Raw genomic sequence first — 25,293 nt, 5'->3', positions numbered from 1 at the left:
GCGGTTGTGTGACCCCTGAGCACCTTTTTGCATACACTACACGGCAAGCATATTTTCAGGGGGGAAGGACATGGCGAATAAACCCAATGGGCGGCATTACTTTGCAGAGGGAATAACCAATCGCGGTTACATATCGCTTCTGCCCAACATGATGTCAGAATGGGAACGAACTTATGTCCTAATAGGTGGACCGGGAACAGGGAAATCTACCTTGATCAAAATGATTGGGTTGGATCTCCTTGATCGTGGATACGAGGTAGACTTCCTACGTTCTGCGTGGGATCCGGATTCCATGGCGGGGGTATTAATTCGCCGAACCAACTGGGCATTGCTTGATTCCTATGAAACTACGCCGCTCTACTGGCGTGCCCCGGGGCTGGTCGAACACTTTGTGGATTTTAGCAAAGTCTGTGATTTAAAGAAACTAGGGCAAAAAAGACAAAGGATTCTCAATCTGGAAGGTAAACTTAAAAAAAGTCAGCAGCAGGTGGGTGAAATACTTGCCGAAGAGTTTGGGGAAAGATTACGGGAAAAGCACTATCACCAGGGCGCTAGTGAGAGTGGTAAACCCTGGCTGCCGAAGCTTCACGGGTTAAATTTATTTAAAGAGGCTAAAGGACCCTGGAGTAAGGCCCAAGATGCCTTGAAAAAAATTCAAAAAAGTGCTGTTCAATCTTTTTTTCTCCATGGCATTACTACGGCCGACTGGCTGAACCTTGCTCCATATTTTTTAGCAGACTTTGACCAGATTCGTTTCGACGGTGAGGAAGCCTATGAAGCGATGGAATGGGTCTTAAATGAGGCTGAGCAACTGGGGCAGGTTATCGATATTGTTTTACACCCACTTTATCCTGATGAAATTTTGGGGATTGTATTTCCAGAGAGAAAATTAGCGATATGGCAAGGAGACCCGGAGTGCCTTGGGGACCAAGGCCTGGGCCGCCCCTTCAGCACTTTCTTAAAGGAAGCACTTCTTGAAACCCAAACCTCACGGGATCAGTTAAAATCCCTATACACCGAAACAGTTGATTTTGATCAAGTAGATAAAATGAAAGTAGACTTATTGAGTTCTATATTGAAAGATATGAACAAAAAGGATTCGTAAAAGTGATTAAGTTTTACAACATTTAGCTTTCATATTTCTTTATATCAAGGGAAGAATAATTTATAGCTATGAAAAGCACCAACAAAGGGTGCTTTTTGCTTATTTAGATTGCAGTAAGATTTTGGGGTCAAGATACTTCACTGATCGCTCAGTATGACATGCAACATATGGTGTCGTTCTAAACACGGTAAAGGATCTTTTTTCACGGCGGAAAGGAGCGTGCTCCATGAAAAAAATATTTGGGATCGTAATGTTGTTGCTCGTGTGCCTAATATTAACCGGCTGTAATTTTCAGAGTTTAATCGGCAACCTAACAGGCAATAAAGAAAAGACTTCAAGCAAATCCTCCTCAAAAGAGGAGAAGAAAATTATTGCGGTAGCCCTTAACGAGGAGGATCCGAACAAAGACATGTTTTTATTAGGCATCCAAGAAATGGCGGAGAAAGAAGATCTGGAGGTTAAAGTCTTAACTAAAAAGGACCAAGGGAGTGCAGATGCTCTCAAGGATGCGAAAGTTCTTATATACCAGGCAGGAGAAAAGTCTACTCTCAAAAACGCCGATGGGGATAAAATTCCGATTCTCGCCTTAAACGGGCTACCTTCTGATGTTAAGGCTAAAGGGATTATTTTACCTGACCCGGAACAAGTGGGGAATTTAATGGCCCAACAAGTTAAAGGCAGGGTCTCCGAAGGAGAAGTTGTTTATTTACAAGGTGAGGCTGATGACCCGGTGGCTCAGTTGACCTTAGCATCCTTTCGCCGGGAGATAGGCAATAATCCAAAGCTTACTGTACATAGCATTACTAACCCGCCGGAATCGGAAACAATTGCTGTTCAAGGACTGATGGAATACCTACAGAAGAATTCCGGCCGGGTAAAAGTCGTCTGTGCCCAGAATGAGAAATTAGCTGCTCAAGCTTATGAGCTGCTAAAGTCTATGAAACTGAATGAAAAGATTCAACTAATGGGTGGACAAGCCAATCCCAACTCACTTAAGCGGATTGCCGCCGGCGGCCAAATAGCAGATATTGATACAGCACCCTATGTACAAGGTGTTAATGCCTTCCAATGGGCACAAAAACTCATGGATAAGCAATCTTTAGAAATCAACGAATCCATAACCGGCGACAAAGGGGAAGTAGCAGCCAAAATTATCCCTGTTAAAACCGTAACTTCCGAAAATCTTGCCTTGATTCAAAAAAGCTATACGAAGGCTGCGGAAGCCCGAAAGGAACTGGAACAGAAAAAAGAAGAATCCAAAGATAAGAACAAAGAAGATAAGAGTAAAGAGGATAAAGGCAATGGCAATAAAGGTGCGGCAGGTGATGATAAACAGGGTAAGGAGCAGGGCCAAAGCGGTTCTTCCCAGGGCCAGGGTGGGGGTACAATGCCCCAAGGGGTGAAGAAGGTTACGGAAAAGATTCATACCGAGATTATCCGCGAATATCTAGACGAAAAAGGTAATGTTTTAGGTACTGAAAAAAGTGCCAATGATCAGGTTCGAACCATTCCACCGGAAATGCTTCTCCAGGAACAGCAGCAAAAGCAGCAGGGGGATCAGGAGCAGGGAAAGAAAGATAGCAGTAAAAGCGGTGAAGGTGATAGTGGTTCCGGAGGAAATAATAAAGGGAACCAGTAGTTAATTTCCAAAAACAGTTATCAAAAAATATTAAAAAAGCCGAACATATTTTCGGCTTTTTTGTTTTGTTTTCGGGAAAGAAATGTTATAATCTAGTTTGGAATTATTTGAAGCTATGAAAGGAGATTAGAGCACACATGGAGTTTTGTTTACATGCCCCTTACAAGCCGGCCGGGGATCAGCCGCAAGCGATTGATGCTCTGGTCCAAAGTATAAAGGCGGGCAACCGTCATCAAACCTTGTTGGGGGTAACGGGTTCCGGCAAGACCTTTACCATGGCCAATATTATTCAAAAAATCCAGCGCCCAACCTTGATCCTTGCCCATAATAAAACCTTAGCAGCTCAGCTTTATAGCGAGTTTAAAGAGTTTTTTCCGGAAAATGCCGTTGAATACTTTGTCAGCTATTATGATTATTATCAGCCGGAGGCCTATGTTCCCTCCAGTGATACCTATATCGAGAAGGATGCCTCAATCAATGATGAGATTGAAAAGCTACGCCACTCAGCCACTGCGGCACTCTTTGAACGCCGCGATGTGATTGTTGTGGCCAGTGTATCCTGTATCTATGGTTTAGGCTCTCCGGAAGAGTATCGGGATCTGATGGTATCCTTACGCCAAGGACAAGAAATCGATCGCAACGAAATTTTAAAAAGGTTGATATCCATCCAGTATGATCGCAATGATGTGGCTTTTCAGCGCGGCACCTTCCGTGTTCGCGGGGATGTAGTGGAAGTCTATCCTGCCGGCTCCAGTGAAAATGCGGTTCGCATCGAAATGTTTGGTGATGAGATCGAACATATCTTTGAGATCAATGTTCTCACCGGCGAGATCCTGGGGGAACGAAAACATGTTTCAATTTTTCCGAACTCCCACTATGTCACCGCCCGCGATAAAGTGCTCCTGGCAGCAGATAATATCGAGCTAGAATTGGCGGAACGGCTCAAACTGTTAAAGTCCGAAAATAAGCTTCTGGAGGCTCAACGTCTGGAGCAGAGGACTCGCTATGACTTAGAGATGCTGCGAGAAATGGGCTTCTGTAACGGTATTGAAAATTACTCGCGACATTTAACTTTCCGTGAACCGGGAGAGACTCCCTATACCCTCTTGCACTTTTTCCCTGAGGATTTCTTGATGATGATCGATGAATCCCATGTTACATTACCTCAAGTGCGGGGAATGTATGAAGGTGACCGTTCCCGAAAAACCACTCTGGTAGAGTTTGGTTTTAGATTACCTTCTGCTTTGGATAACCGACCCTTGAAATTCGCTGAGTTTGAAAAATTTGTTCCCCAAAGGGTTTATATCAGTGCCACTCCCGGACCCTATGAGTTAGAGAATTGTCCGGAGATCGTTGAGCAAATTATCCGCCCCACCGGCTTATTGGATCCGGAAATTTCGGTTAGACCGACAAAGGGTCAGATTGACGATCTGATCGGAGAAATCAACCAAAGGATTGAGCGGGATGAGCGGGTTCTTGTTACGACCCTCACCAAAAAGATGGCCGAGGATCTAACCGATTATTTTAAAAACCTGAACATGGCGGTTAAGTATCTTCACTCTGATATTACCACCTTGGAAAGGGTAGAGATCCTGCGTGAATTGCGCTTAGGAAAAATCGATGTTATTGTGGGAATCAATCTCCTGCGGGAGGGCTTGGACCTTCCGGAAGTATCCTTAGTAGCCATTCTTGATGCTGATAAAGAAGGTTTTCTGCGGGCGGAACGTTCTCTGATTCAGACCATTGGTCGTGCCGCCCGGAATGCCCAGGGTAAAGTAATTATGTACGCCGATCAAATTACGAAATCCATGAAAATAGCGATCGATGAAACCAATCGCCGCCGGGCTATTCAGCAGGCCCATAACGAAAAAATGGGCATCATCCCTCAAACCATTCGCAAGAAAATCTATGAAGCTCCGGAAGCCACCAAGGTCGCGGAAAAGAGAGCCGCCTATGGGCCGAAAATGCCTCCGGAAGAATTGGCCGAGCTTATTAAGAGCCTTGAGCAGGAAATGCGCTTAGCCGCCCGGGATATGGACTTTGAACGAGCTGCCGAAATCCGGGATGCCATTATCGAGCTTAAAGGAGAAGAGAACAAATACAAGCGCCCCACCCAAGGCCGCACCCGCAAGAAGAAATGAAACAGGGGTGAAACAGGGGGACAGGTTCCTTGTTTCATAAAACAGTTGGCATCCACTATCTACAAAGTCATAACCCTAAAGCAAAAACCTAATCTTTACCGAGGAGGACCTTATGACCCAAAATTATATTAAAGTCCGGGGCGCCCGCGCCCATAATCTTAAGAATATTAACGTAGACATCCCCAGGGACAAGCTGGTGGTAGTTACGGGACTTTCCGGCTCCGGGAAGTCCTCCCTGGCCTTTGACACTATCTACGCTGAGGGTCAACGCCGCTATGTGGAGTCCTTATCTTCTTATGCCCGGATGTTTCTAGGGCAAATGGACAAGCCCGATGTGGATTACATTGAAGGGCTTTCCCCAGCCATCTCCATTGACCAAAAAACCACTAATCGCAACCCTCGCTCTACTGTGGGGACGGTAACCGAAATCTATGACTATCTGCGTTTGCTCTTTGCCCGGATCGGCCATCCCCATTGCCCGAAATGCGATAGGGAAATCACCCAACAAACGGTCCAGCAGATGGTGGATGAGGTTATGGCCTATCCCGAGCGAACAAAACTGCAGATTCTGGCACCCTTAGTAAAAGGGAAAAAGGGCGAGCATGTAAAAGTTTTGGATGAGGCCCGGAAGGCAGGCTATGTCCGGGTACGGGTGGATGGTGAAAATCGGGATTTAAGTGAAGAGATTAAACTGGAGAAGAATAAAAAACATTCTATCGAAGTGGTTATCGACCGGATTTCCTTAAAACCCGAAAGTGCGGTACGTTTGGCCGACTCCTTGGAAACATCCTTAAAACTCGGGGAGGGAAACGTCCTTGTGGATATAATCGGTGAAAAAGAAATTCTTTTTAGTGAGAATTTTGCTTGCCCCGATTGCGGTATTGCCCTCGAAGAAGTTTCTCCCCGTCTGTTTTCCTTTAATAGTCCCTTCGGTGCCTGCCCCACTTGTACCGGTTTGGGATCTAATCTAGAATTTGATGTTGATTTAATCATACCTAATAAAAAACTTTCCCTCAAAGAAGGGGCCATTGCCCCCTGGGCCAAATCCCAATCCAGTTACTATCCTTCTTTGTTGACGGCTGTCAGTGAAGTTCTCGGCTTTACGATGGACACTCCTTTGGAGGAGCTTGACCAAGAGCAGTGGCAGGGGCTCCTTTATGGAATTGAAACACCAATAAAGTTTAAGTTTATGAGTTTTTTCGATGATAAAGCAAAGGTTCATTCCGGACCTTTTGAAGGGGTAATTCCTTATCTAGAACGGCGCTATAAAGAATCCTCTTCCGATTATGTCCGTTCGGAGATGGAAGTATATATGGGTGACCGGCTTTGCCCTGAATGTAAAGGAAAACGTCTTAAACCGGAAGCCTTAGCGGTGAAGATAGGTGAATTGTCTATCGATGATTATACCCGTTTGCCTATCACTGAAGCCTTGGAGTTTATTAATCGGCTTCAACTCAGTGAAAAAGAGGAGACCATCGCTCGTCAAATTCTCAAAGAGATTCGGGAAAGATTAGGATTTTTAATCAATGTGGGTTTAGAATATCTCACCCTTCACCGAGCAGCCGGGACCCTCTCCGGTGGCGAAGCTCAACGCATACGCCTGGCTACCCAGATTGGTTCCAGCCTGACCGGCGTTCTCTATGTACTTGATGAACCCAGCATTGGTTTGCATCAGAGAGATAATGAAAAGCTCTTAGGGACCTTAGAGCGTCTAAGAGACTTGGGTAATACTTTGCTAGTGGTTGAACATGATGAAGATACTATGTTGGCGGCAGATCACATCATTGATATCGGTCCTGGAGCAGGAGCTCATGGGGGACGAATCATTGCAGAAGGAACCATCAACGAGATAAAAGCCAATCCTAATTCCATCACTGGTCAATACCTGAACGGTACCCGAAAAATTTCCGTTCCTGCCGAGCGAAGACAACCTAACGGCAAGTGGCTGGAGGTTAAAGGAGCCAGTGAAAATAATCTTAAAAATATCAATGTTCGCATCCCCTTGGGTGTTTTTAATGTAGTGACAGGGGTATCCGGTTCCGGCAAAAGTACTTTAGTCAATGAGATCATCTATAAGACCTTGGCGACAACCCTCAACCGAGCCACCAAGCTGCGAGCCGGCAGCTATAAAAGTATTGAAGGCTTAGAGCATCTGGATAAGGTCATTGATATCGACCAATCTCCCATCGGCAGGACGCCGCGCTCTAATCCAGCCACCTACACTGGAGTCTTTGATTATATCAGGGAGCTTTTCTCCCTTACTCCTGAGGCCAAGATGCGTGGCTACACCACCGGGCGCTTTAGCTTCAATGTCAAAGGCGGTCGTTGTGAGGCCTGCAAAGGCGACGGCATTATTAAGATCGAAATGCATTTTCTTCCGGATGTTTATGTCCCCTGTGAAGTTTGCCGGGGCAAACGTTATAATCGGGAGACTCTGGAAGTTAAGTATAAGGGAAAAAGCATTGCGGAGATCCTGGAAATGACGGTAGATGAAGCGGTGGAATTTTTCCAAGCGGTACCGAGGATTCTCCGCAAGATGCAAACCCTCCAGGATGTGGGATTGGGCTATATTCGCCTCGGTCAACCGGCTACCACCCTTTCCGGTGGGGAAGCCCAGCGGATTAAATTGGCTACGGAGCTTAGCCGCCGCAGCACCGGTAAAACTATCTATATTCTGGATGAACCCACCACAGGCTTGCATATGGCCGATGTAGATCGGTTACTGGAAGTTCTCCATCGCCTAGTGGAGGGTGGGGATACGGTTCTGGTCATCGAGCATAACCTCGATGTGATTAAAACCGCGGACTACCTTATCGATCTTGGGCCCGAAGGCGGCAACAAAGGTGGCCGGGTGGTCATTACCGGGACTCCCGAGGAAGTCGCTGCTTGCTCTAAGTCTTATACCGGGAAATTTTTAAAGAAGTATTTAAGGTAAATTAACCGAATGCACAAATATAATCGTGGTACGAAAGTTGAGTTAATAGCTCAACTTTTGTACTGTATAATTATCTTAAGATGAGCATATACTCGGGGAATAATTTGCTTGTTTGCCGATGAGCAGCCAATATAGATTTAGGCAAATAAATTTTTTGCTGTTGCAGGAGTCGCAGGAAAAGGGCCGAATAACCTAAATAAGTAGGCGGTCGACAAGGTACTCGCAGAAGCATATTGGTCTACTAAATACATCTAGGATAGGAGGTGAACGTTCTTGGTAGTTGTTAAGACTATGCCCTTTCATCTACAGGTTTATCAAATTTTGCGGGAATCAATCCTTACCGGAAAATATCGTCCGGGGGAACGACTGTTGGAGCAAAAACTGGCCCAAGAACTCGAGGTCAGTCGGAGTCCGGTTCGGGAAGCGTTACGTATGTTGGAGCAGGATGGATTGGTAGTGACCATGGATAATGGATCGGGAACCATGGTCAATCCCATGGAGGTAGAGGATATCGAGGAAATCTATCAATGCCGGATTGCTATAGAACCCTATGCCGGATATTTAGCAGCTCTTAAGATCAAAGATCAAGAAATTGAAGAACTTAGGCAGTTAGTGCAAGAGGCGGAATCAGCCTATGAACGTAGGGAATCGGAACGGATTGTGGAGTTAAATACGATGTTTCATGATCAAATCATCCGAATCAGTGGAAATAACAGGCTCATTGAAATCGCCGATAAAATTCGTTCCCTGAGTATACTAGCTAGAAATACAGAGCTTAAGGTATATTCAAGACCTTGGGATTACTTGACGGAACATAAGGCTATTGTAGAGGCTTTATTGCTTAAAGATCCTCAAAATGCTGAATTAATGATTCGCAAACATATTGAAAATGATTGGAAGTATTACTCACAACAATATCGCGAGGTCAATGAGGTAACGTAGGATTCCTGATTACTATTTCGGGCTCATTTTTAATCTGAAAGGGACCGGCCAAGAGGCTGGTCCTTTTTGTATATGATTTCTACCGATTACCGATTTGGAAAGTAGAAAAAAGTTAGACAATTTTCTGCAAGAAAAGAGGACTTCTTTTGAATATGCAGAATATATACTGTAATCAGAATACAGGGCACCGTCGACAAAAAAGTGTAAGAAATTTTCCGCCATATTTTAGTACAGTAGGAAAACCCGTAATTATGACAGGAATAACCATAAAGGAAGGGGTGACAAACAATTCAAAGCTAGAAACGATATAAATTTGTACTGCCGTACACAAAACAGAAATCAAAAGGATCTAAAAGAGAAGAACAAATCACAAATAACAAGAAAGAGGGTAGTATCATGTTTAAGTTGAACAAAAAAGCGATTGCAATTGTGCTGACATTTGCGCTGTCGGTTGTCACTCTTACGGGGTGCGGCGGCGGAGCTAGCAAAGCCCCCGGCAGCGGTTTGGAAAATCCTGCGAAAGGCGGTGCGGGCACTCCTGAGGTAGTATACCGTATTAACAGCACCCAGGCTGTGGACCTGTTTGAAGGGCTGGAGAGGGAATTTGCTAAAAATGTCACTGAGATGTCCGGCGGCCGCATCGGGTTTGAGTTTATCCCCACCGGTTCCATTGGTAGCAGCACCGAGGCCCTCACCTCCGTTCAGCTGGGCACGTTGGATTTTGTAAATGGCGGTTCTGACGAGCTAGGCTCCCTCGTCCCCAATTCCGACTGGGCACAGCTGCCCTTCTTCATTAACAGTCACGAGCAGGCCGACGAAGTGTATATGAATGGCTTTATCGGCAAGTTTGCCGATGAGCAGTATGCAAAAAGTGGGCTTGTCTCCGTCGTCCGCGTCGACAACTCCTTCCGTACGCTGGGCATTAAGGACAAGACTGTAAACAGCAGCGAAGACCTGAAGGGCTTGCGTATTCGCGTACCCAACCAGCCTTTGGCACTGCGTATGTACGAGCTTATGGGTGCTCTGCCTGTAGCAATTCCCGCACCCGAGGTTCTGATGGCTCTGCAGCAGGGTACCGTAGATGGTGCCGACAATGCCATCGTCCTCTTTGAAAAATTTAAGCTGATGGATTCCTTCAAAAGCGTCGTTTTGCTGAACTACGGCTTCGGCACCGTCAATCTCTTCGCCTCTAAAGAGGTTTGGGACACTTTGTCTGCGGAAGACCAGAAGATTATGAAAGAAGCCGGCCTCAAGGCCAGAGAATGGTATAATGCAGAACTCCTTAAGCAGGAAAAGGAACTCATTGAGCGGTTAAAGGCCGAAGGCAAGAATGTCATCGTCCCCGATGACAAATGGAAGGCCGAAATGTACAAAAACGCTGATGTCATCTGGCAGGAAGCCCTTAAATCCGGAAAATACGATGAGGCCTTCATTAAGGAGCTGTATGCACTTTATCAGAAAAACGTAGGTGTGAAGTAATACAGTTAGCACAGGATACGGCCAAGTCAAGGCTGTATCCTGTGCCCGCTCCCCAACTAATAACAATCTCGTTCAATCGCAAGGCTGCACGGCCTAAGGAGGATACTGTGGAAAAAAACAATCTGTATACCGCCGCAAAAATGCTGATGAAGCTTAATAAGTTCATCTACACTATTGAGAAATATCTTCTTGCCTTTATTATGTACGCTCTTGTTGCGGTACTTTTTATCAACGTGCTTTTTCGCTTTGTCTTTTTCATTCCGAGCGCGTGGGCTGACGAGCTGGCCAGATTTACTTTCGTTTGGCTGGTGTTTCTCGGTGCTTCGACAGCCATGTACAATTGGGAGCACATTGACATTAACCTTATCGACACCATACTCGAGAAACTGACAAAGGGTAACGAGAAATTATACAACAAGGCATTGAACGCGGTTAAAAAGTTTGCTGTGATCTGTACCATTGGGTATCTTGCCTATCTGCTTGTTGTCTATGGACAATATCTGGAAAAGGTTATTAGGCTAGGTACGCAATCGATGTTTTTGGGGGTTGGAATGGTCGTGCCGATGAGTTCAGTTTATATCTGCTCAGCACTAATGCTGTTCCACGCCGTGTGCTATCTCATTATCCCTGAGCAAATCCGGAAACAGGAGGGCTAAATCATGACTACACTGCTTATTTTTCTTGGTCTGTTTTTTGGGCTTTGCCTGTTTTTGCGCGTCCCGGCCGCTTTTGCGATGGGTATTGGTGCTGCGGCAGCCTTTGCGTATAAAGGTATCCCTACAACCCAGATGAGTCAGGCGATTTACAATCAGCTGGACAGCCTGCCCTTTTTGGCCATTCCCATGTTCATCTTTGCCGGTGCGGTTATGGAGCATGGGCAAATATCGGACTCACTCATTAATTGGATACGATTCTTCATCGGAAGATTCCGTGGGGCCTTAGGTCTTGTCACCATTATCGCCAGTGCGGCCTTCGGTGTTATCACCGGCTCCGCCATGGCTACCATCTCAGCTATCGGGCGTATCATGGGACCGTCACTGGAGAAAAACGGTTATTCTAAGGCCTATATAGGCGCATTGCTGTCTGCCTGCGGATTTTTGGGTATCATGATTCCGCCAAGTATTCCCGGCATCATCTACGGCAGCGCTTCGGGCGAAAGTATTTCCGAGGTTTGGCTTTCGACCATTGGCGCGGGTCTGCTGTTTATCGTTTTATATAGTATTGTTAACTATCTCAAGGTTGGCCGTTTTGAAAAAAAGGAAGAAGTACCCAGGCTGACGACCTCAAAATATATTCGTGAGGCGCTGGTGAGCACTTGGAGTACTCTCCCCGCCATTATCATGCCTATCATCATCTTTGGCGGCATTTATTCCGGTGTTTTTACCCCCACTGAGGCGGGTGCAGTCTCCGTTGTGTATGGACTTTCCTACATTGTCCTTAGGCTTATTCTGCGCAGATCAAATACAAACGCCACGGTCTTGACGCAGTCGGCAATTGCTTCCGCACTCTCCACCGGTACAGTCGTCATCATGGCGGCATTTGCAAACGCCGCAGGCCGCATCATTACCCTCGCAGGCGTTTCCTCCGCCATGACTCAGTTTGTTACCAGCAACATTGACAACCCATTAATCTATTTGTTGTTAGTCAATATTATTTATCTGTTCGTGGGAACCTTCCTGGAGGTTAACTGCGCAATTTTGATTCTAGTTCCGCTCTTGCTGCCTCCTGCGAAGGCACTAGGCATCGATCCTATTCATTTTGGCGCAATTACCCTTGTAAACCTGAGTGTAGGCAACCTCACCCCGCCTTTCGCACAGGGAATCTTTATGGCTTCCAAGGTAATAGGCGCGTCCTTTGTAGAAATTGTCAGTGAAATATGGCCATTTCTCATTGTGTCTCTTATCGTTATCTTGATCGTGACCTATTTCCCGCCGCTCTCGCTTTTCCTGATTCGTTGAGTTTATAATTCTAAAGAATAGCAGATGTGTTAAAAAACAATTAAAGCGAAATTCTAAAAATCACTGGAGTTAGTTGGACCCGGCAGAAGAAACTTTACTAGGGCAGGGTCCGTTAAAATTAGGCTTTAATTGGAACTACGTAGTATAGTTTTCTAAAAGTGGGAAGGAGAGTGAATATAATGCGAATTTTAGTCATAAACCCGAACATTTCAGAGAGCGTAACCAACCTGATTGCGCAAGAGTCGAGACGAGTAGCTTCTCCGGGAACTGAATTGATGTTCGCAACTGCACCTTTTGGTGTGGAGTATATTGAAACCCGTATAGAGGCTCTTATTGGTGGGTATGCTGCGGCGTGCGTTGCAGCTGAACGTCAGGGTGAATATGACGGTGTGATTATTGACGCTTTTGGTGACCCCGGACTATTGGGAATCAAAGAAATGTTGAACGTTCCGGTAGTGGGAATGACGGAAGCTGCTCTAGCTTCGGCCTGTCTTTTAGGCCAACGGTTTTCCATTATTGCTATTTCTTCGCGGATTAAGGCATGGTACCTGGAAACTGTCGAACGTAGTCATCTGACAACGCGTCTGGCAAGCATTCGGTCTTTGAATGATACACTGCGAAATATCGGTACTGTACAGGAAGATCACGCTGAGCACTTAAAAGAGTTAGCAATTGAGGCAGTTGAGAAGGATGGTGCCGACGTTATCATACTGGCGGGAGCTCCTCTAGCCGGTCTTGCTCGTAGTCTTGAAGGTCAGTTGCCGGTTCCTGTTGTAGACGGTGTATCCAGTGCTGTGCGTCATTGCGAATCGCTTATTGCCCTAAATCCCGGCTATGCGGTTAAAGGAAGTTTCGCCCAACCTCCTCTGAAGCCGAACAAAGGATTGCCGGAAGCTCTTACCGCCGTGTTAGATCGCACACGCTGATTTAAGCTATTTTTTAAGTTTCCTATTTTGCATTTGGGGGTACGCTGATGGAGCGGTACGTTCGTTTTAAAAATGGTAATAATATATGCTTTGGATTAGTCGAAGGAGAAACGGTTGTAGAACTTATAGGTGAGGAATTCCCCAATTTCAAAAAGTCCGGAATAGAGCATGAACTATCCTCGCTTAAGCTATTGGCCCCTTGCAACCCTACGAAAGCTGTCTGTGTCGGTCTTAATTATAAGGACACAATCCTTGAACCGGGAGCTAAATGGCCGGTGGAGCCGTTGCTTTTTCTAAAGCCATCCACAAGCCTCATTGCCAACGGAGAGAATATTGTAAAATGGCCGATGACAGATCATCTGAACTTTGAAGCAGAATTGGCCATAGTAATCGGGAAAGCAGCTCATCTTGTCCCGGCAAAAGAAGCTCATCGGTATATCTGGGGATATACTATAGCCAATGATGTAACGGCAAAAGATCTTCAGAAATCGGACGGACTTTGGGGCCGTTCCAAGTCCTTTGATACCTTTTTGCCTTTAGGACCTTGGATAGTCAGCGGCATCGATCCTCATGATTTAACCGTTACTTCTTATCTAAATGGTGAGCAAAAACAAAAAGGAAATACCCGTGATCTAATCTTCGGTATCGAATATCTGGTTAGCTTTATATCTCATATCACTACCTTACTTCCAGGAGATATTATTCTGACGGGAACACCCGGGGGTTATGGTAAAACATTAAACGTGGGTGACAGAGTCGAGATCGAGATCTCCGAGATTGGTAAGCTTACAAATCATTGTGTAGAGTGCAACGAAAGCTGGAGCATGCCGCCGCGAAATAAGGTATAAAAGAAAAAGCCGAAACTCGCCCCACCTCCGAATAGGCCGGAGTCTTTAAAAAGCCTAATAACCTAGGCAGGTTATCGACAAAGTGCCATCGCAAAAAAGTATGTACAGAATAGAGGTGAGAGCTTTTGGCTGTTATTAAGAATATGCCTTTTCATCTACAGGTTTATCAAATTTTAAGGAAATCCATCCTTACCGGAAAATACCGTCCAGGTGAAAGACTGCTGGAGCAAAAACTGGCCAAGGAACTTGAGGTCAGTCGGAGTCCGGTCCGGGAAGCTTTACGCATGTTAGAACAAGACGGACTGGTAGTAACCATGGATAATGGCTCGGGAACTGTAGTCAATCCCATGGATGTAGAGGATATCGAGGAGATCTACCAATGCAGGATCGCTACTGAGCCTTACGCCGGATACCTGGCTGCACTTAAGATTAAGGATGAAGAAATTGAAGAACTAAGGCAGCTTGTCTACGAGGCAGAAGCGGCATACCGGCGCAATGACTCGGAACGAGTAGTAGAGTTAAATACGTTGTTTCATGAACAAATTGTTCGAATAAGTGGAAATAACAGACTCATTGAGATTGTAGATAAAATTAGCTCTTTGAGTATTCTTTCGAGAAATACGGAGCTTAAAGTATATTTGAGACCGGGGGATTACTTAAATGAGCATGAGGCCATTGTGGAGGCTTTTGCTATGAAAGATCCTTATCGTGTTGAATCTGTAACCCGTAGACACATTGAAAATGACTGGAAATATTACTCTCAACAATATCGCGCTATCAATAAAGTAACTGATGATTCTTGATTACTAGTTAGCGAGGAGTGAGCATTATGCAAGGTACGCTGCTCAGAAACGGAATTATTGTTACGGCCTCTGATCAGTTTCCTGGGGATATTTTGATTGAGGATGGAAAGATTGTTGCCGTGGGCAAAGAACTCAGGGTGGAAGCTGAGCAAATCATTGAGGCCAACGGAAAGTATATTTTCCCCGGCGGGATTGATGCTCATATTCATATGGATGTGTTATGCAGCGACGGCAGTGTCTCCGCAGGCTATGACACAGACTCTATCGCGGCTGCCGTAGGTGGAACCACTACAATCTTGGATTATGTTATGCAAGAAAAAGGTGATAGCTTGCTAGAGACCGTAAGCCGGTGGAAGGATCATGCTAAGCAATCAGCCATCGATTATGGATTCCATCTAATTATCACGCAACCCGATGAGACAGGCGGCGAAGAGTTAGATGCTCTAGTCGATCAAGGTATCACCTCATTTAAGCTATTCATGGCGAATGCCATTGCTATGTCTGACCGGCAGCTTTTCAAAATGATGAAAGAGCTTAAGAAAAGGGGTTGTACAGCCGCAATTCACGCCGAGAATAAAGAGATCATTGCAACCTTACAAAAAGAGTTTATGTCCCAAGGGAAGACTTCTCCTGCTTATCATGGCAAAAGCCGTCCCGAATTAACTGAGACGGAGGCTATCAACAGAGCCATTACCATCGCGGAATTAACCGGATGTCCTACTTTAATTGCCCATATCAGTACAGCTGGAGGTCTCCAACTCGTTCAGGAAGCCAAGTTAAGAGGGGTAAAAGTTTATGCGGAAAGCTGCCCCCACTATTTGCTGTTATCAGAAGAAAACTATGAGTTAGAGGGTCACGAAAGCGCCAAGTTTGTCCTTTCGCCTCCCTTAAGAAGCGCGGAAAATTTCGCCGGTCTTTGGCAGGGCATGCTCAATGGAGCTGTGGATATCATCTCATCCGATCATAATGGGTTTTATTATTCCACCCATAAGCAGCTGGGCCAAGATGATTTTCGCCAGATTCCTAATGGAGCTCCAGGCATTGAGCATCGCTTTGGTTTAATCTATAGCTTTGGGTTGGAAAAGGGAATGGATCCTTCCCGTTTTGTGGAGTTAGTTTCCACGAATCCGGCCAAGATCTTTGGTTTATACCCCCAAAAGGGAACTATCGCACCGGGAAGTGATGCCGATCTCGTAATTTTTGATCCGAAAGCCGAACATGTTATTTCTGCGGAAAGTCAATCCCAAAAATCAGACTATACACCCTATGAACAAACTAAGCTACAGGGAAAAGTTGATACTGTTCTGCTACGTGGAGAATGTATTGTCAAGGAAGGAAAGTATATCGGCAATCTTGACCAGGGAATGTATCTAAAACGTAACACACCGGCACCCGAAAAATAGGGTAAAAAGCTTGATATAGTGGGATATTAACAAGAAAAGGGGGCTAACCAATAGGTTGGCCCCTTTTGCATAGAATTACCCATTCACACTTCCTATTCTTCCTCATTCTTACTCAATCCCTCAGCCAGCGCATCCAAATCTAATGCAACCGCATTAGCTTGCGTTGCAGCCGTAGCAATGTCTTCAATCGCCTTAGCAACTTGCGAGATTGCAGAATCAATTTGCCCCATCTCTACGGATGTCTGCGAACTTCTAGTTTGTATCGCATTCAATATTACTTCAATCTTCTTAATCGAGTCGGCACTCTCACTTGCTAACTTCCGAATTTCCTCTGCAACAACTCCGAAACCTCTTCCTTGCTCTCCCACACGTGCCGCCTCAATTGCAGCATTAAGTCCGAGTAAATTTGTTTGGTTCGCGATACGTTTAATCAGTGACAGCACTTCATCCGTTTCACCGACACGGACTTGAGATTCCTGAACCAATCGGGATAATGAGGTGCAGACAGCGGCTATCTCTTCAGTTTGGGCTGATATCTCCTGAACTGTCGCCGACAAACTAGACATGCTATCTGCGAGGGTGTTAGCCATATGTTTGAGATTCTCTTGTTGGTCGATATTTTGGTTAACTACAACCGCCCCGATTATTTGCTTTTGACTGTTATAAATTGGGGTTGCGATAGCAATAAAAGTAACACCCCATAACGATTTATCCACTTTCGAGACGACACGGCGCCCCTCATGAATCGCCCGATACATCCCACCTCCGGGCCTGAGTGGCGCGTCTTTTGGTATTTTTAAGTCCAAAGTCTTTCCCGGTATATATAAAATTTGTTTTTCTAGGTCTGACAATCCGACACTACAGTCGCTTATCATTAAATTGTTGAAATATGGCAGAACCTCCGCGAAATGATTCAGAATTACTTGATTTTCATCGTTCATCGTTCATTGTTCTCCTCCTTTTCCCAGTACAGAATAAACAAAATTTACAGTTATATTCGACAGTCGACTGTCTTATACCTTCTTTTATAGACCGGACTATAATGTTTTTCAGAATAGCTTAGGAAAGGATTCCTTGTTAAGCCTGTCGAATTACCCTATAGAGGAGTTGAAGTAAATTGAGTATCAAGCTTATAGCAACGGATCTTGACGATACGTTATTACGGGACGATTTAACTATTTCCCGGCGAGTCATTGAGGCTATCCGTCAAGCCAGGGAGCAAGGAGTTTATGTAACCTTTGCCACGGGTAGAATGCCGTCTTCGGCTAGACTCTATGCCGAACAGCTAGGGCTGGATGTGCCGATTATTACTTATAACGGAGCTATGATTCAGGAATCTATAAGCCGCAAGATTCTTTATCGTAAGGTCATTCCTGTGGCGCTGGCCCGGGAAATAGTAGAATTCTTACTGAGTCATGGGGCTCATCTTCATCTTTATCGGGAAGATCATGTTTATGTTCAAAAAATGAACAAATTGTCTGAAGCCTATGCTCAAAAAACCAGGGTGACCGTAGAAGAAGCTGATCTTAAAGAATTATTAGCAGAAGAAAAAGATGGGGTCGAGAAGATTATCATCCTCGGTCCTCCTGAGGAACTGGAGATTTGGCGAGAAAAAATTCGAGACAGGTTCCCCAATAAGCTGCATTTGACTTCCTCCAAGCCCTATTTTCTGGAGATGAATCATCCGGAAGTGAATAAAGGCAATACTTTGTTGAGCTTTGCTCAAGGATTAGGTATCAAACAAGAGCAAGTAATGGCTATCGGGGATAGTCTCAATGATCTTGAGATGATCCGATGTGCGGGTCTTGGCGTTGCCATGGGGAATGCCCGTCAAGAGGTAAAGGAAGCTGCTGATGTAGTGACTGCCTCCAATGAGGAAGATGGAGTAGCCAGGGCTATTGAGGAGTATGTTTTACAAAAGAAATGTTAAATTTTTATAAACTGCCGAAAGAAAGAACAAATAAACATCAATATACGTCTATTAATGTGAAGGATTCATGCACTCACTGGACTATATCGACTAAAGAGATGAGGCAGAAGAAAAGAGGCGTATATTATGACAAAAGAAAATGGTAGTTGGGGAAAATTCGGGGTTGTGTTACTTTTAATAGGAACTCTTATCCTTACAGGATGTAGCACAATGTCTTTAGAATCCTTCAAAAGAGTGAATGCAGCTCATTTCAATCAGGGTGATCAAGCTGAAGGGGTCGAACCCCCTACAGAAAATGAATCCGCCGAGAGCGAAGACGGTAAAGATGAAAAGGATGAACAAGATGGACTGGTCGGGGAAGAAGGCTTAGGCACCGAAAAGGGGAATGACGGCCCCGTATATACTGAAATACCTTCCTCCGAACCCCAGGGGAACCCAGTAAGCGAATCACCGGAACCGGCGCCGATCGGGACGCCTGTGCGCACCTTTTATGAATTATCCGGTACTCCTCCCACAGCTCCTGGGCTGGCTATGAAAAGCCGGGTTTTTAAGGAGGAGCCGTCAAAAATTGTCTACCTGACTATTGATGATGGGCCTTCGGAGAATACAGCTCCGATTTTAGAGATTCTTAAGAATGAGGGAGTAAATGCTACCTTTTTCGTGATCGGAACCCAGGTCGAGAAGTATCCTGACCTGTTAAAAAAGGCTTATGATCAAGGTAATGCCATTGGCAATCATACCTATTCTCATAACTACAGTGAAATCTATAAGGGACCTGAAGCCTTTGTCGCTAACCTGAAAAAGAATGAGGAATTGATTTATAAATTAATCGGTATCCGGCCCAAGGTTATTCGGACACCGGGAGGTACCCATGGCAACTTCCATATCAATTATTACAATGCAGTGGATAAGGAAGATTACTTGGTATATGACTGGAACGTCAGCACCGGAGATGCATCTGCACCTTTAGTTTCAACAGAGAAGCTTATTAGGAATGTTAAGGAACAGGTCCCCGGTCGGGATCGCATTATTCTTTTGATGCACGATGCACCGGGCAAAAAAACTTCTGTCCAAGCTTTGCCCGAAATTATCCACTTCCTTAAGGAGCAGGGGTATGAATTTGGAGTATTATCCCCCGAGGTAGCACCAATTCTGTTCCCGGGTGGGTTTTATAGCTAAGAGAAGCCGCGTGGCTTCTTGGTCAAGGCAGTTTATAATTGCACCAACAGCGGAACGGCGCAGGGGCTGTTCCCTACGTTTTAATGTGTAGGGAACAACCCCCGTGTTGTTCCGTTTTTCTATTCTAGGGTATCCCTAATCACAGTATAAATCTGGGGGTCCTCCCCGCCGGGGTGCCATATCGATATCCCGCGAATGCTATATTCATTGACTATATCAATGTAAGTTTTAAAGTTTACGGCATTGGTAAACCAAACATCATGGAGTACCCCGCTATTATCGGTATAGTGGAAATGGGGTCCGTTTTGCGCGTCTTCAATAATCTGAGCTTGGTGTTGCTGGGCAAGGCGGATGGCAGCGTCGTAGGAAACACTGCTTCGGCCGGTTCCCCAGTCATAACCATAGGTAGGCAGACCGGCTTCAAGCTTAGAGCGGGGCATGGTACTAATGGCATAGTCCAGAACTTCCCGGACCCAGTTAGCCGGGGCAATCGGCCCCGGAGTTTCCCAACTGTAATCATAAAGCATGAGGCGAACCACATCCACCGCACTGCCGATGCCGGGATAATCGTGACCGGCACTGCTCTCTCCCAGTGGATTGGCCGTGGTTTTCGCTTGAATAGCAACGTAGAGCTTTTTATTATAAGGAACTAGTGCTGCTTTTAGTTCTCCAAGGAAGGTAACGAAGAGTTGACTGTCGGCAATGGCGATGTTTTCATAATCAATTTCAATACCGGCATAATTCATAGTGCGCACTTTATTGACGATATTTGTTATGTGACGCTGGCGGATAGAGGGATTGTTCAAGATGGTGGAGACCAATTGTTGATTAAAGTTGTTCGCGATCAAGGGGAGAAGTTCGATGCCACGGGAACGAGCAAATTCAATCAGGGCGGAATCCTCTCCATTAGGATAAGTTATTAAATCACCGGTGGGTGTCGGTTCATACCAAAATGGTGAAAGGGTGGTAAATAGATCGGCATGTTGACGCACCACAGCCATGGCCTCTTGTTGGACCCAATAAGGGATCCAGGCCGATAAAGTATGCCTTTTCCCTGTAGTCCTGGGAATCTTTACTATCTGACCGATTTGCAACTGGTAGGGATCTGCACCTGGATTGGCGGCCAGGGTTTCCGCTAGTGAAACCCTATAGGTCAGGGAAAGCTTGTAAAAGGTATCTCCTGCTTTAATGGTATAGAGAATATAGCCGGGCTGTGGTCCGGGTTGAAATAAAGCATTGTAAGTAAGGGGCCCGACAATTCCATCGGGGACCAATCCCCGGTCTCTTTGGAAACGGATCACGGCGGCCTCTGTCTTCACACCGAAAACGCCATCAATTGGGCCTGGTACATAACCCAGATCGCTTAACCGGGATTGTACTTCTGCTACATCGCTTCCCCTGGAACCTCTGCGTAAAATTCTCATACTATCACCTCAATCCCATCTTTTTACCATAACTAATGTATTCAGGTGGGTGATCAGGGGTGAAAAAGCAATGCTTAAGGCAAAATAAAATTAGTTAAAATTTGTTAAAGCTGTGTGTTTAGAGAAACTTTGGCATACTAATTGCAATAGAAGTGAGTTAAAGCTATACTAGAAAGGAGAGGAGTCGATCCTTTTGCGAATATTACTGGTAGCTCTCAATGCGAAATATGTGCACACCAATTTAGCAATACGGTACTTAAGAGAAAGTGTCAAGGATGAATTCCCTGAAGTAGAAATTCGCGAATTCTCCATAAATGAGCCCGTTGACCGGATTGAGGCAGAGATATATGAAGCCAAGGCAGATGTCATTGGCTTTTCCTGTTATATTTGGAACCTTAATGAGACTTTGGCTGTGATCCGGCGGCTGCGTCCCATTTCCTTGCACACTAAGATTATTGTGGGCGGTCCTGAGGTTTCCTTTGAAGGGAATTCCTTTTTAAAAGAAAACCCGGAGATTGATGGAGTTGTCCTGGGGGAAGGGGAGATTACTTTCCTTGAGCTTCTTCGCACTTGGCAGACGGGGACTGATCTTTCAGAGGTTGCCGGGTTGGCTTGGCGAAACCCTCAAAACCAGGAGATTATCGTCAATCCTTCCCGGCCGCAGGTTTCCATGGCCGACCTTCCTAACCCTTATAGCGCTGAGGAAAACTTTACTGGACGTCTTGCCTATGTGGAAACCATCAGAGGCTGTCCTTTTAATTGCCGGTATTGTCTTTCTTCCACCTTTCAAGGGGTAAGATACCTACCGATTGAACGCTTCCGGGAAATCTTGCGTCAGGCTTTGCGTTGTGGAGCCCGTACCATCAAACTTGTGGATCGAACCTTTAATGCCGATAAGGAGCATTCCTTTAAGATCCTGGATGTTGCCAGGGAAGAGGCAGCCCTATATCCCTGTGAGGCCGGAATCAGGATCCATTGTGAAATGGCCGGTGAACTCCTTGATGAGGAATGGCTTCAGTATTTGCGGGCTTATCCTCAAGACCTGGTTCAGTTTGAAATTGGGGTCCAGTCCACTAATCCGGAGACCCTCGCCGCAATCTGCCGGCCCCAGCACTTTGAACGCTGGGCTAGGTACGTTCAAGAGATCCGGGCTATGAATAAGGCCCATTTGCATTTAGATCTAATTGCCGGTCTGCCTAAAGAAGGGTGGGAAAGCTTCCGTAAGTCCTTTAATGATGTTTACGAAGTTCAACCGGATATGCTTCAGCTCGGTTTTCTTAAGGTGCTCAAGGGTTCGGGTTTACGCCAAAGGAGTGAGGAGTACGGGTTAGTGTTTTGTCCGGATCCTCCCTATACCATTTTGCAGACAGCAGATTTAAGTCATGAGCAGATCCTTAAGCTCCATCGTCTGGAAGAGGTGCTGGAACGTTATTATAATTCCGGTCGATTTAGAACAACTGTGGCTTGGTGTGTGCGGCAATACCCTACTCCTTTTGATTTTTATCATGAGTTTGCGGAGTATTGGCATAAGCAGGGCTGGTTTAAACAAAATTGGTCGGGGAAAGCTCTGTTTGAAAAGTTAGGGGAGTTCATGGCTTCCCAGCTTTCTCAGCCTAATCTTGACCAAGGGCAAACCTTGAAACCTTTGCGGGAGCGCTTGAGATATGATTATTACCTCTGGGAACGGCCCAATTCTGTCCCGGAATATCTGCTTCCTCCGCAAGGAGATTTTCCCCAAGGTTATGCAGAGATAAAGCTATCTATACAACAGGATTCAAGATGGGCCCGTCACATCCCTGAATTCTCTCAGCTGGATCGTAGACAATGGTCCAGAGCTACTGCTGTAGAATATTTTCAGGATCCCGAACCACAATGGATTTTGTTCTTCTATAAAAACGGCAAATCCCACGTCTACCAAGTAAAGGATTTAGACAGCAAGCCCTGAAGTTTTTCAGAGTAGCCTGCCATGCCGCTGACGCACTATCGGACCATGACGATAGGCAGGATGCCTTGTAGAGTGAACCTTTATAGCAGAGGAGCGGGGTGAACGGGCAAGGCATCTTGCCGGGGAGTTTTCAAAGTAGAAAGTTGCGAGAATGGAAGTTACTATTTAGTAGCGATGTAGAAGGAGTATTTTTAATGGTTAAGGGTTCGATAAAGCCAATTCGCCATATTATTGTATTGATCGGCCTTGTAGCAATTCTTCTGACGGGTTGTAGGCAAAATATTCAGCAAGGCCTGCCCGGCGGTGCTGCCCCGGCTGTAATTGAGGTGTGGCACTCTTTAGCGGGGGCTGAAGGGGTGGAATTAGGTAAGCAGGCCCAAAGAATTATGGATGGTCACCCCGAAGTGCTGATTCGTCTAAAATATATAGAAGAAGGGAAGATGGCCAATCTCGCATATCTTGCGCAAGCAGGCGGGGAAGGGCCGGAAATCTTTCTCACTTCCGCCAAGACCTTAACCGATCTTTTCCACCTCGGTGCATTGGCCCCGGTTTTAGGGAAATCTGACCCTTTTTTAGGCTTAGCGGCTCAGTTTAATTACGGGGATAAGGCTTACGCTCATCCCCTGGCCACCGACCTTCCCTTATTTTATTACCGGACAGACCTTGCCCCACTGCCCGCCGGTCTGGCGGACTTTCCTGCTGCTAAAGGAGTGTTGGCACTGCCGGCACTGGATTCCAGAAACCTAGTCCCTTGGTGGTCGGCTCAGGGCGGAAAACTTGCCGGTAATGGTAGGCCTATTTTCCAAGACCCGGCTAACTTGGTTTTTCTCCAACAGCTTTTAGCTTGGAAGGAAGGACGACTTTTAGTAGTTGATCCCGATGCGTGGAACCTTTTTCTGAATGCTCAAGCCGCTTACACTATTGCTTGGGCAAGCCAGGCTCAGGGATTACCTAAAGATCTAACTTGGGGAAGTGTTCCCCTAACCCAACTAACTGCCGGTAAAGGGGATATTTTAGCGGGAAGAACAATCGGCATCGCCAATTCATCTATTAAATCTACTGAACAATTAAGCCCCATGATTAGTTTAATCGAGGAGGAACTCCTATCACCGGATTCTCAATCTGCTATAGCCAAAGCCGGTAAGCGTTTTCCGGCCAGCAGTTCCTTTTATAGTCGGGAGGAAGCTCAATCGGGAATTCTTCGGCAAGTGGGGATAAGTTTAGCCAAGGTTTGGCCCTTGCCCGGAAACGCTATGGAAGGGCTGCTGATGCCGGTGCAAGATCGGGCTTGGCAAAAGGCTTGGAATGGAGCTGCACCGGAAGATGCCTTGGCTGCAGCACAAGCTGAGGCGGAAAAGGTGCTTAAAAAGTAGCTTCTCGCACATGAACAGGGGAACGAAGGGGGAGTGAGGTATGCAATCCGGTCAGGTACGTTTGCTGGTTATCACCGGACTTTCGGGGGCGGGGAAATCACAGGCCCTGCAAAGTCTTGAGGATCTTGGTTATTTTTGTGTGGATAATCTGCCGCCGTCTCTCATTTTAAAATTTGCGGAATTATGTACTCAATCTCAGGGCAAGGTTACCCGGGCAGCTATTGTCTGTGACTTACGGGGTGGAGAATTCTTCTCTTCTTTAGCGGAGGCTTTGGGAGATTTGCATTCAAAAGGATTTCAATATGAGATTCTTTTCTTAGAGGCTTCCGATGAGGTACTGGTGGGGCGTTATAAAGAATCCCGGCGGCGCCATCCGCTATCTTCCAGTGGGGGTATTCTGGAAGGAATTCAGATGGAGCGACAAAAGCTTACGGAACTTCGGGGTGTAGCCCATAAGATTATTGATACCTCTAATCTAACTTCACAGCAGTTACGCCATCAGGTAGCAGAGCTGTTTGGAAATGAACAAACCAGTGGACCCTTAGCGGTTTCTGTAATTTCCTTTGGGTTTAAATATGCAATCCCTCTGGATGTGGATTTGCTTATCGATGTACGCTTTTTGCCCAATCCCTTTTATGTCAATGAGCTGCGGCCACTAACCGGTGAGCATCCGCAAGTTCAGGATTATATTTTTAGCAATCCTGTTGCTCAAGAGTTTTTGGATAAATACTTAGGCCTGTTAGAGTTCATTCTCCCGTACTATGTTAAAGAAGGGAAACGGCACCTGGTAATCGGTGTCGGCTGCACCGGCGGCCAACATCGTTCGGTGGCTATAGCTGAACGGATTGGGACCTTTTTGCAGAGGCATAATTACAATATGAGCGTAAAACATCGGGATGCTGCCCGCAACCGGAAGGGTGATAGATCAAAATGTTCTACAAACTGAGCAAGTCCCTTTCCACCTCCATAAAATGGCTTTATCCTAACCTTGGCGTCAAGCGCTGGTTTTTGCTGGCCGTCATTGGGGTATTTTTATTTGCGGCCGGCTTCTCTGTTATGAATAACGGGGTTGCCCTTGGTTACCTTGAGCTGCAATTTCGGGAGGGGATATACCGAATGACCGGAAGAGCTCCTCGCACCGCTGTACCTATGGGGCTTTTTATCAGTGTTCTTGGTGCCACAGCAATGTTTATTGGGTTTAAGCGCATGCTTCATTCCATTATTTCCGTATTATTGCCTGATGAAGAACAACGGATTGTCGAT

General features: G+C 45.8%; 19 protein-coding genes and 1 pseudogene. 18 read left to right on the top strand and 2 right to left on the bottom strand.

The window, feature by feature from the left end:
- Nucleotides 1–70 precede the first annotated feature (70 nt).
- The 12 genes from AC1U9U_RS02445 to hydA all read left to right on the top strand — a co-directional run bounded on the left by AC1U9U_RS02445 (nucleotide 71) and on the right by hydA (nucleotide 16,179).
- Nucleotides 71–1,105: a hypothetical protein gene (locus AC1U9U_RS02445; protein ID WP_479958966.1), complete on the top strand. Its 1,035-nt coding sequence runs from the start codon at nucleotides 71–73 to the stop codon at nucleotides 1,103–1,105.
- A gap of 226 nt (nucleotides 1,106–1,331) precedes the next feature.
- Nucleotides 1,332–2,744: a sugar ABC transporter substrate-binding protein gene (locus AC1U9U_RS02440; RefSeq protein WP_479958965.1), complete on the top strand. Its 1,413-nt coding sequence runs from the start codon at nucleotides 1,332–1,334 to the stop codon at nucleotides 2,742–2,744.
- Between the two features lie 137 nt (nucleotides 2,745–2,881).
- A complete protein-coding gene (uvrB, locus tag AC1U9U_RS02435; RefSeq protein ID WP_479958964.1) occupies nucleotides 2,882–4,885 on the top strand; it encodes an excinuclease ABC subunit UvrB in 2,004 nt (667 codons plus the stop codon).
- A gap of 112 nt (nucleotides 4,886–4,997) precedes the next feature.
- On the top strand, nucleotides 4,998–7,820 hold the full coding sequence (gene uvrA, locus AC1U9U_RS02430; protein ID WP_479958963.1) for an excinuclease ABC subunit UvrA: 2,823 nt from the start codon (nucleotides 4,998–5,000) through the stop codon (nucleotides 7,818–7,820).
- 273 nt (nucleotides 7,821–8,093) lie between these two features.
- Nucleotides 8,094–8,762, top strand: a complete 669-nt coding sequence (locus AC1U9U_RS02425) for a GntR family transcriptional regulator (RefSeq protein WP_479958962.1) — start codon at nucleotides 8,094–8,096, stop codon at nucleotides 8,760–8,762.
- A gap of 396 nt (nucleotides 8,763–9,158) precedes the next feature.
- On the top strand, nucleotides 9,159–10,241 hold the full coding sequence (locus AC1U9U_RS02420; protein WP_479958961.1) for a TRAP transporter substrate-binding protein: 1,083 nt from the start codon (nucleotides 9,159–9,161) through the stop codon (nucleotides 10,239–10,241).
- Nucleotides 10,242–10,348: 107 nt separating this feature from the next.
- Entirely contained in the window at nucleotides 10,349–10,897 is a 549-nt protein-coding gene (locus AC1U9U_RS02415; RefSeq protein WP_479958960.1) for a TRAP transporter small permease, read from the top strand.
- Nucleotides 10,898–10,900: 3 nt separating this feature from the next.
- Nucleotides 10,901–12,199, top strand: coding sequence for a TRAP transporter large permease (locus AC1U9U_RS02410; RefSeq protein WP_479958959.1), 1,299 nt, complete (start codon nucleotides 10,901–10,903; stop codon nucleotides 12,197–12,199).
- Between the two features lie 179 nt (nucleotides 12,200–12,378).
- On the top strand, nucleotides 12,379–13,125 hold the full coding sequence (locus AC1U9U_RS02405; protein WP_479958958.1) for an aspartate/glutamate racemase family protein: 747 nt from the start codon (nucleotides 12,379–12,381) through the stop codon (nucleotides 13,123–13,125).
- Nucleotides 13,126–13,172: 47 nt separating this feature from the next.
- The gene (locus AC1U9U_RS02400) at nucleotides 13,173–13,973 is read left to right on the top strand and encodes a fumarylacetoacetate hydrolase family protein (RefSeq protein ID WP_479958957.1); all 801 of its coding nucleotides are present in this window, start codon (nucleotides 13,173–13,175) and stop codon (nucleotides 13,971–13,973) included.
- 125 nt (nucleotides 13,974–14,098) lie between these two features.
- A complete protein-coding gene (locus AC1U9U_RS02395) occupies nucleotides 14,099–14,776 on the top strand; it encodes a GntR family transcriptional regulator (RefSeq protein WP_479958956.1) in 678 nt (225 codons plus the stop codon).
- Nucleotides 14,777–14,802: 26 nt separating this feature from the next.
- The gene (hydA, locus tag AC1U9U_RS02390; protein ID WP_479958955.1) at nucleotides 14,803–16,179 is read left to right on the top strand and encodes a dihydropyrimidinase; all 1,377 of its coding nucleotides are present in this window, start codon (nucleotides 14,803–14,805) and stop codon (nucleotides 16,177–16,179) included.
- A gap of 92 nt (nucleotides 16,180–16,271) precedes the next feature.
- Here hydA and AC1U9U_RS02385 read toward each other — a convergent pair whose 3' ends face one another.
- Nucleotides 16,272–17,120, bottom strand: coding sequence for a methyl-accepting chemotaxis protein (locus AC1U9U_RS02385; protein WP_479958954.1), 849 nt, complete (start codon nucleotides 17,118–17,120; stop codon nucleotides 16,272–16,274).
- 176 nt (nucleotides 17,121–17,296) lie between these two features.
- Between AC1U9U_RS02385 and AC1U9U_RS02380 the strand changes: the two genes are divergently transcribed.
- Together AC1U9U_RS02380 and AC1U9U_RS02375 are read left to right on the top strand one after the other, a co-directional pair.
- Nucleotides 17,297–18,109, top strand: coding sequence for a Cof-type HAD-IIB family hydrolase (locus AC1U9U_RS02380; RefSeq protein WP_479958953.1), 813 nt, complete (start codon nucleotides 17,297–17,299; stop codon nucleotides 18,107–18,109).
- Nucleotides 18,110–18,319: 210 nt separating this feature from the next.
- Nucleotides 18,320–19,288, top strand: coding sequence for a polysaccharide deacetylase family protein (locus AC1U9U_RS02375; RefSeq protein ID WP_479958952.1), 969 nt, complete (start codon nucleotides 18,320–18,322; stop codon nucleotides 19,286–19,288).
- A gap of 119 nt (nucleotides 19,289–19,407) precedes the next feature.
- Here AC1U9U_RS02375 and AC1U9U_RS02370 read toward each other — a convergent pair whose 3' ends face one another.
- Complete coding sequence (locus AC1U9U_RS02370) at nucleotides 19,408–20,712, bottom strand: glycosyl hydrolase family 18 protein (protein WP_479958951.1); 1,305 nt, start codon at nucleotides 20,710–20,712, stop codon at nucleotides 19,408–19,410.
- A gap of 193 nt (nucleotides 20,713–20,905) precedes the next feature.
- Between AC1U9U_RS02370 and AC1U9U_RS02365 the strand changes: the two genes are divergently transcribed.
- The 4 genes and pseudogenes from AC1U9U_RS02365 to AC1U9U_RS02350 all read left to right on the top strand — a co-directional run.
- Complete coding sequence (locus AC1U9U_RS02365) at nucleotides 20,906–22,657, top strand: B12-binding domain-containing radical SAM protein (RefSeq protein WP_479958950.1); 1,752 nt, start codon at nucleotides 20,906–20,908, stop codon at nucleotides 22,655–22,657.
- Nucleotides 22,658–22,851: 194 nt separating this feature from the next.
- Nucleotides 22,852–24,030: an ABC transporter substrate-binding protein gene (locus tag AC1U9U_RS02360; RefSeq protein ID WP_479958949.1), complete on the top strand. Its 1,179-nt coding sequence runs from the start codon at nucleotides 22,852–22,854 to the stop codon at nucleotides 24,028–24,030.
- 40 nt (nucleotides 24,031–24,070) lie between these two features.
- On the top strand, nucleotides 24,071–24,976 hold the full coding sequence (rapZ, locus tag AC1U9U_RS02355) for an RNase adapter RapZ (RefSeq protein ID WP_479958948.1): 906 nt from the start codon (nucleotides 24,071–24,073) through the stop codon (nucleotides 24,974–24,976).
- A pseudogene (locus AC1U9U_RS02350) lies at nucleotides 24,961–25,293 on the top strand (hypothetical protein); the annotation flags it as partial. The gene rapZ and the pseudogene AC1U9U_RS02350, both read left to right, overlap by 16 nt.

The organism is Desulfitobacterium sp., from assembly GCF_982384815.1.
The sequence above is the reverse complement of the archived record's forward strand: the minus strand, read 5'-3'. Positions and strand labels throughout refer to the sequence as shown.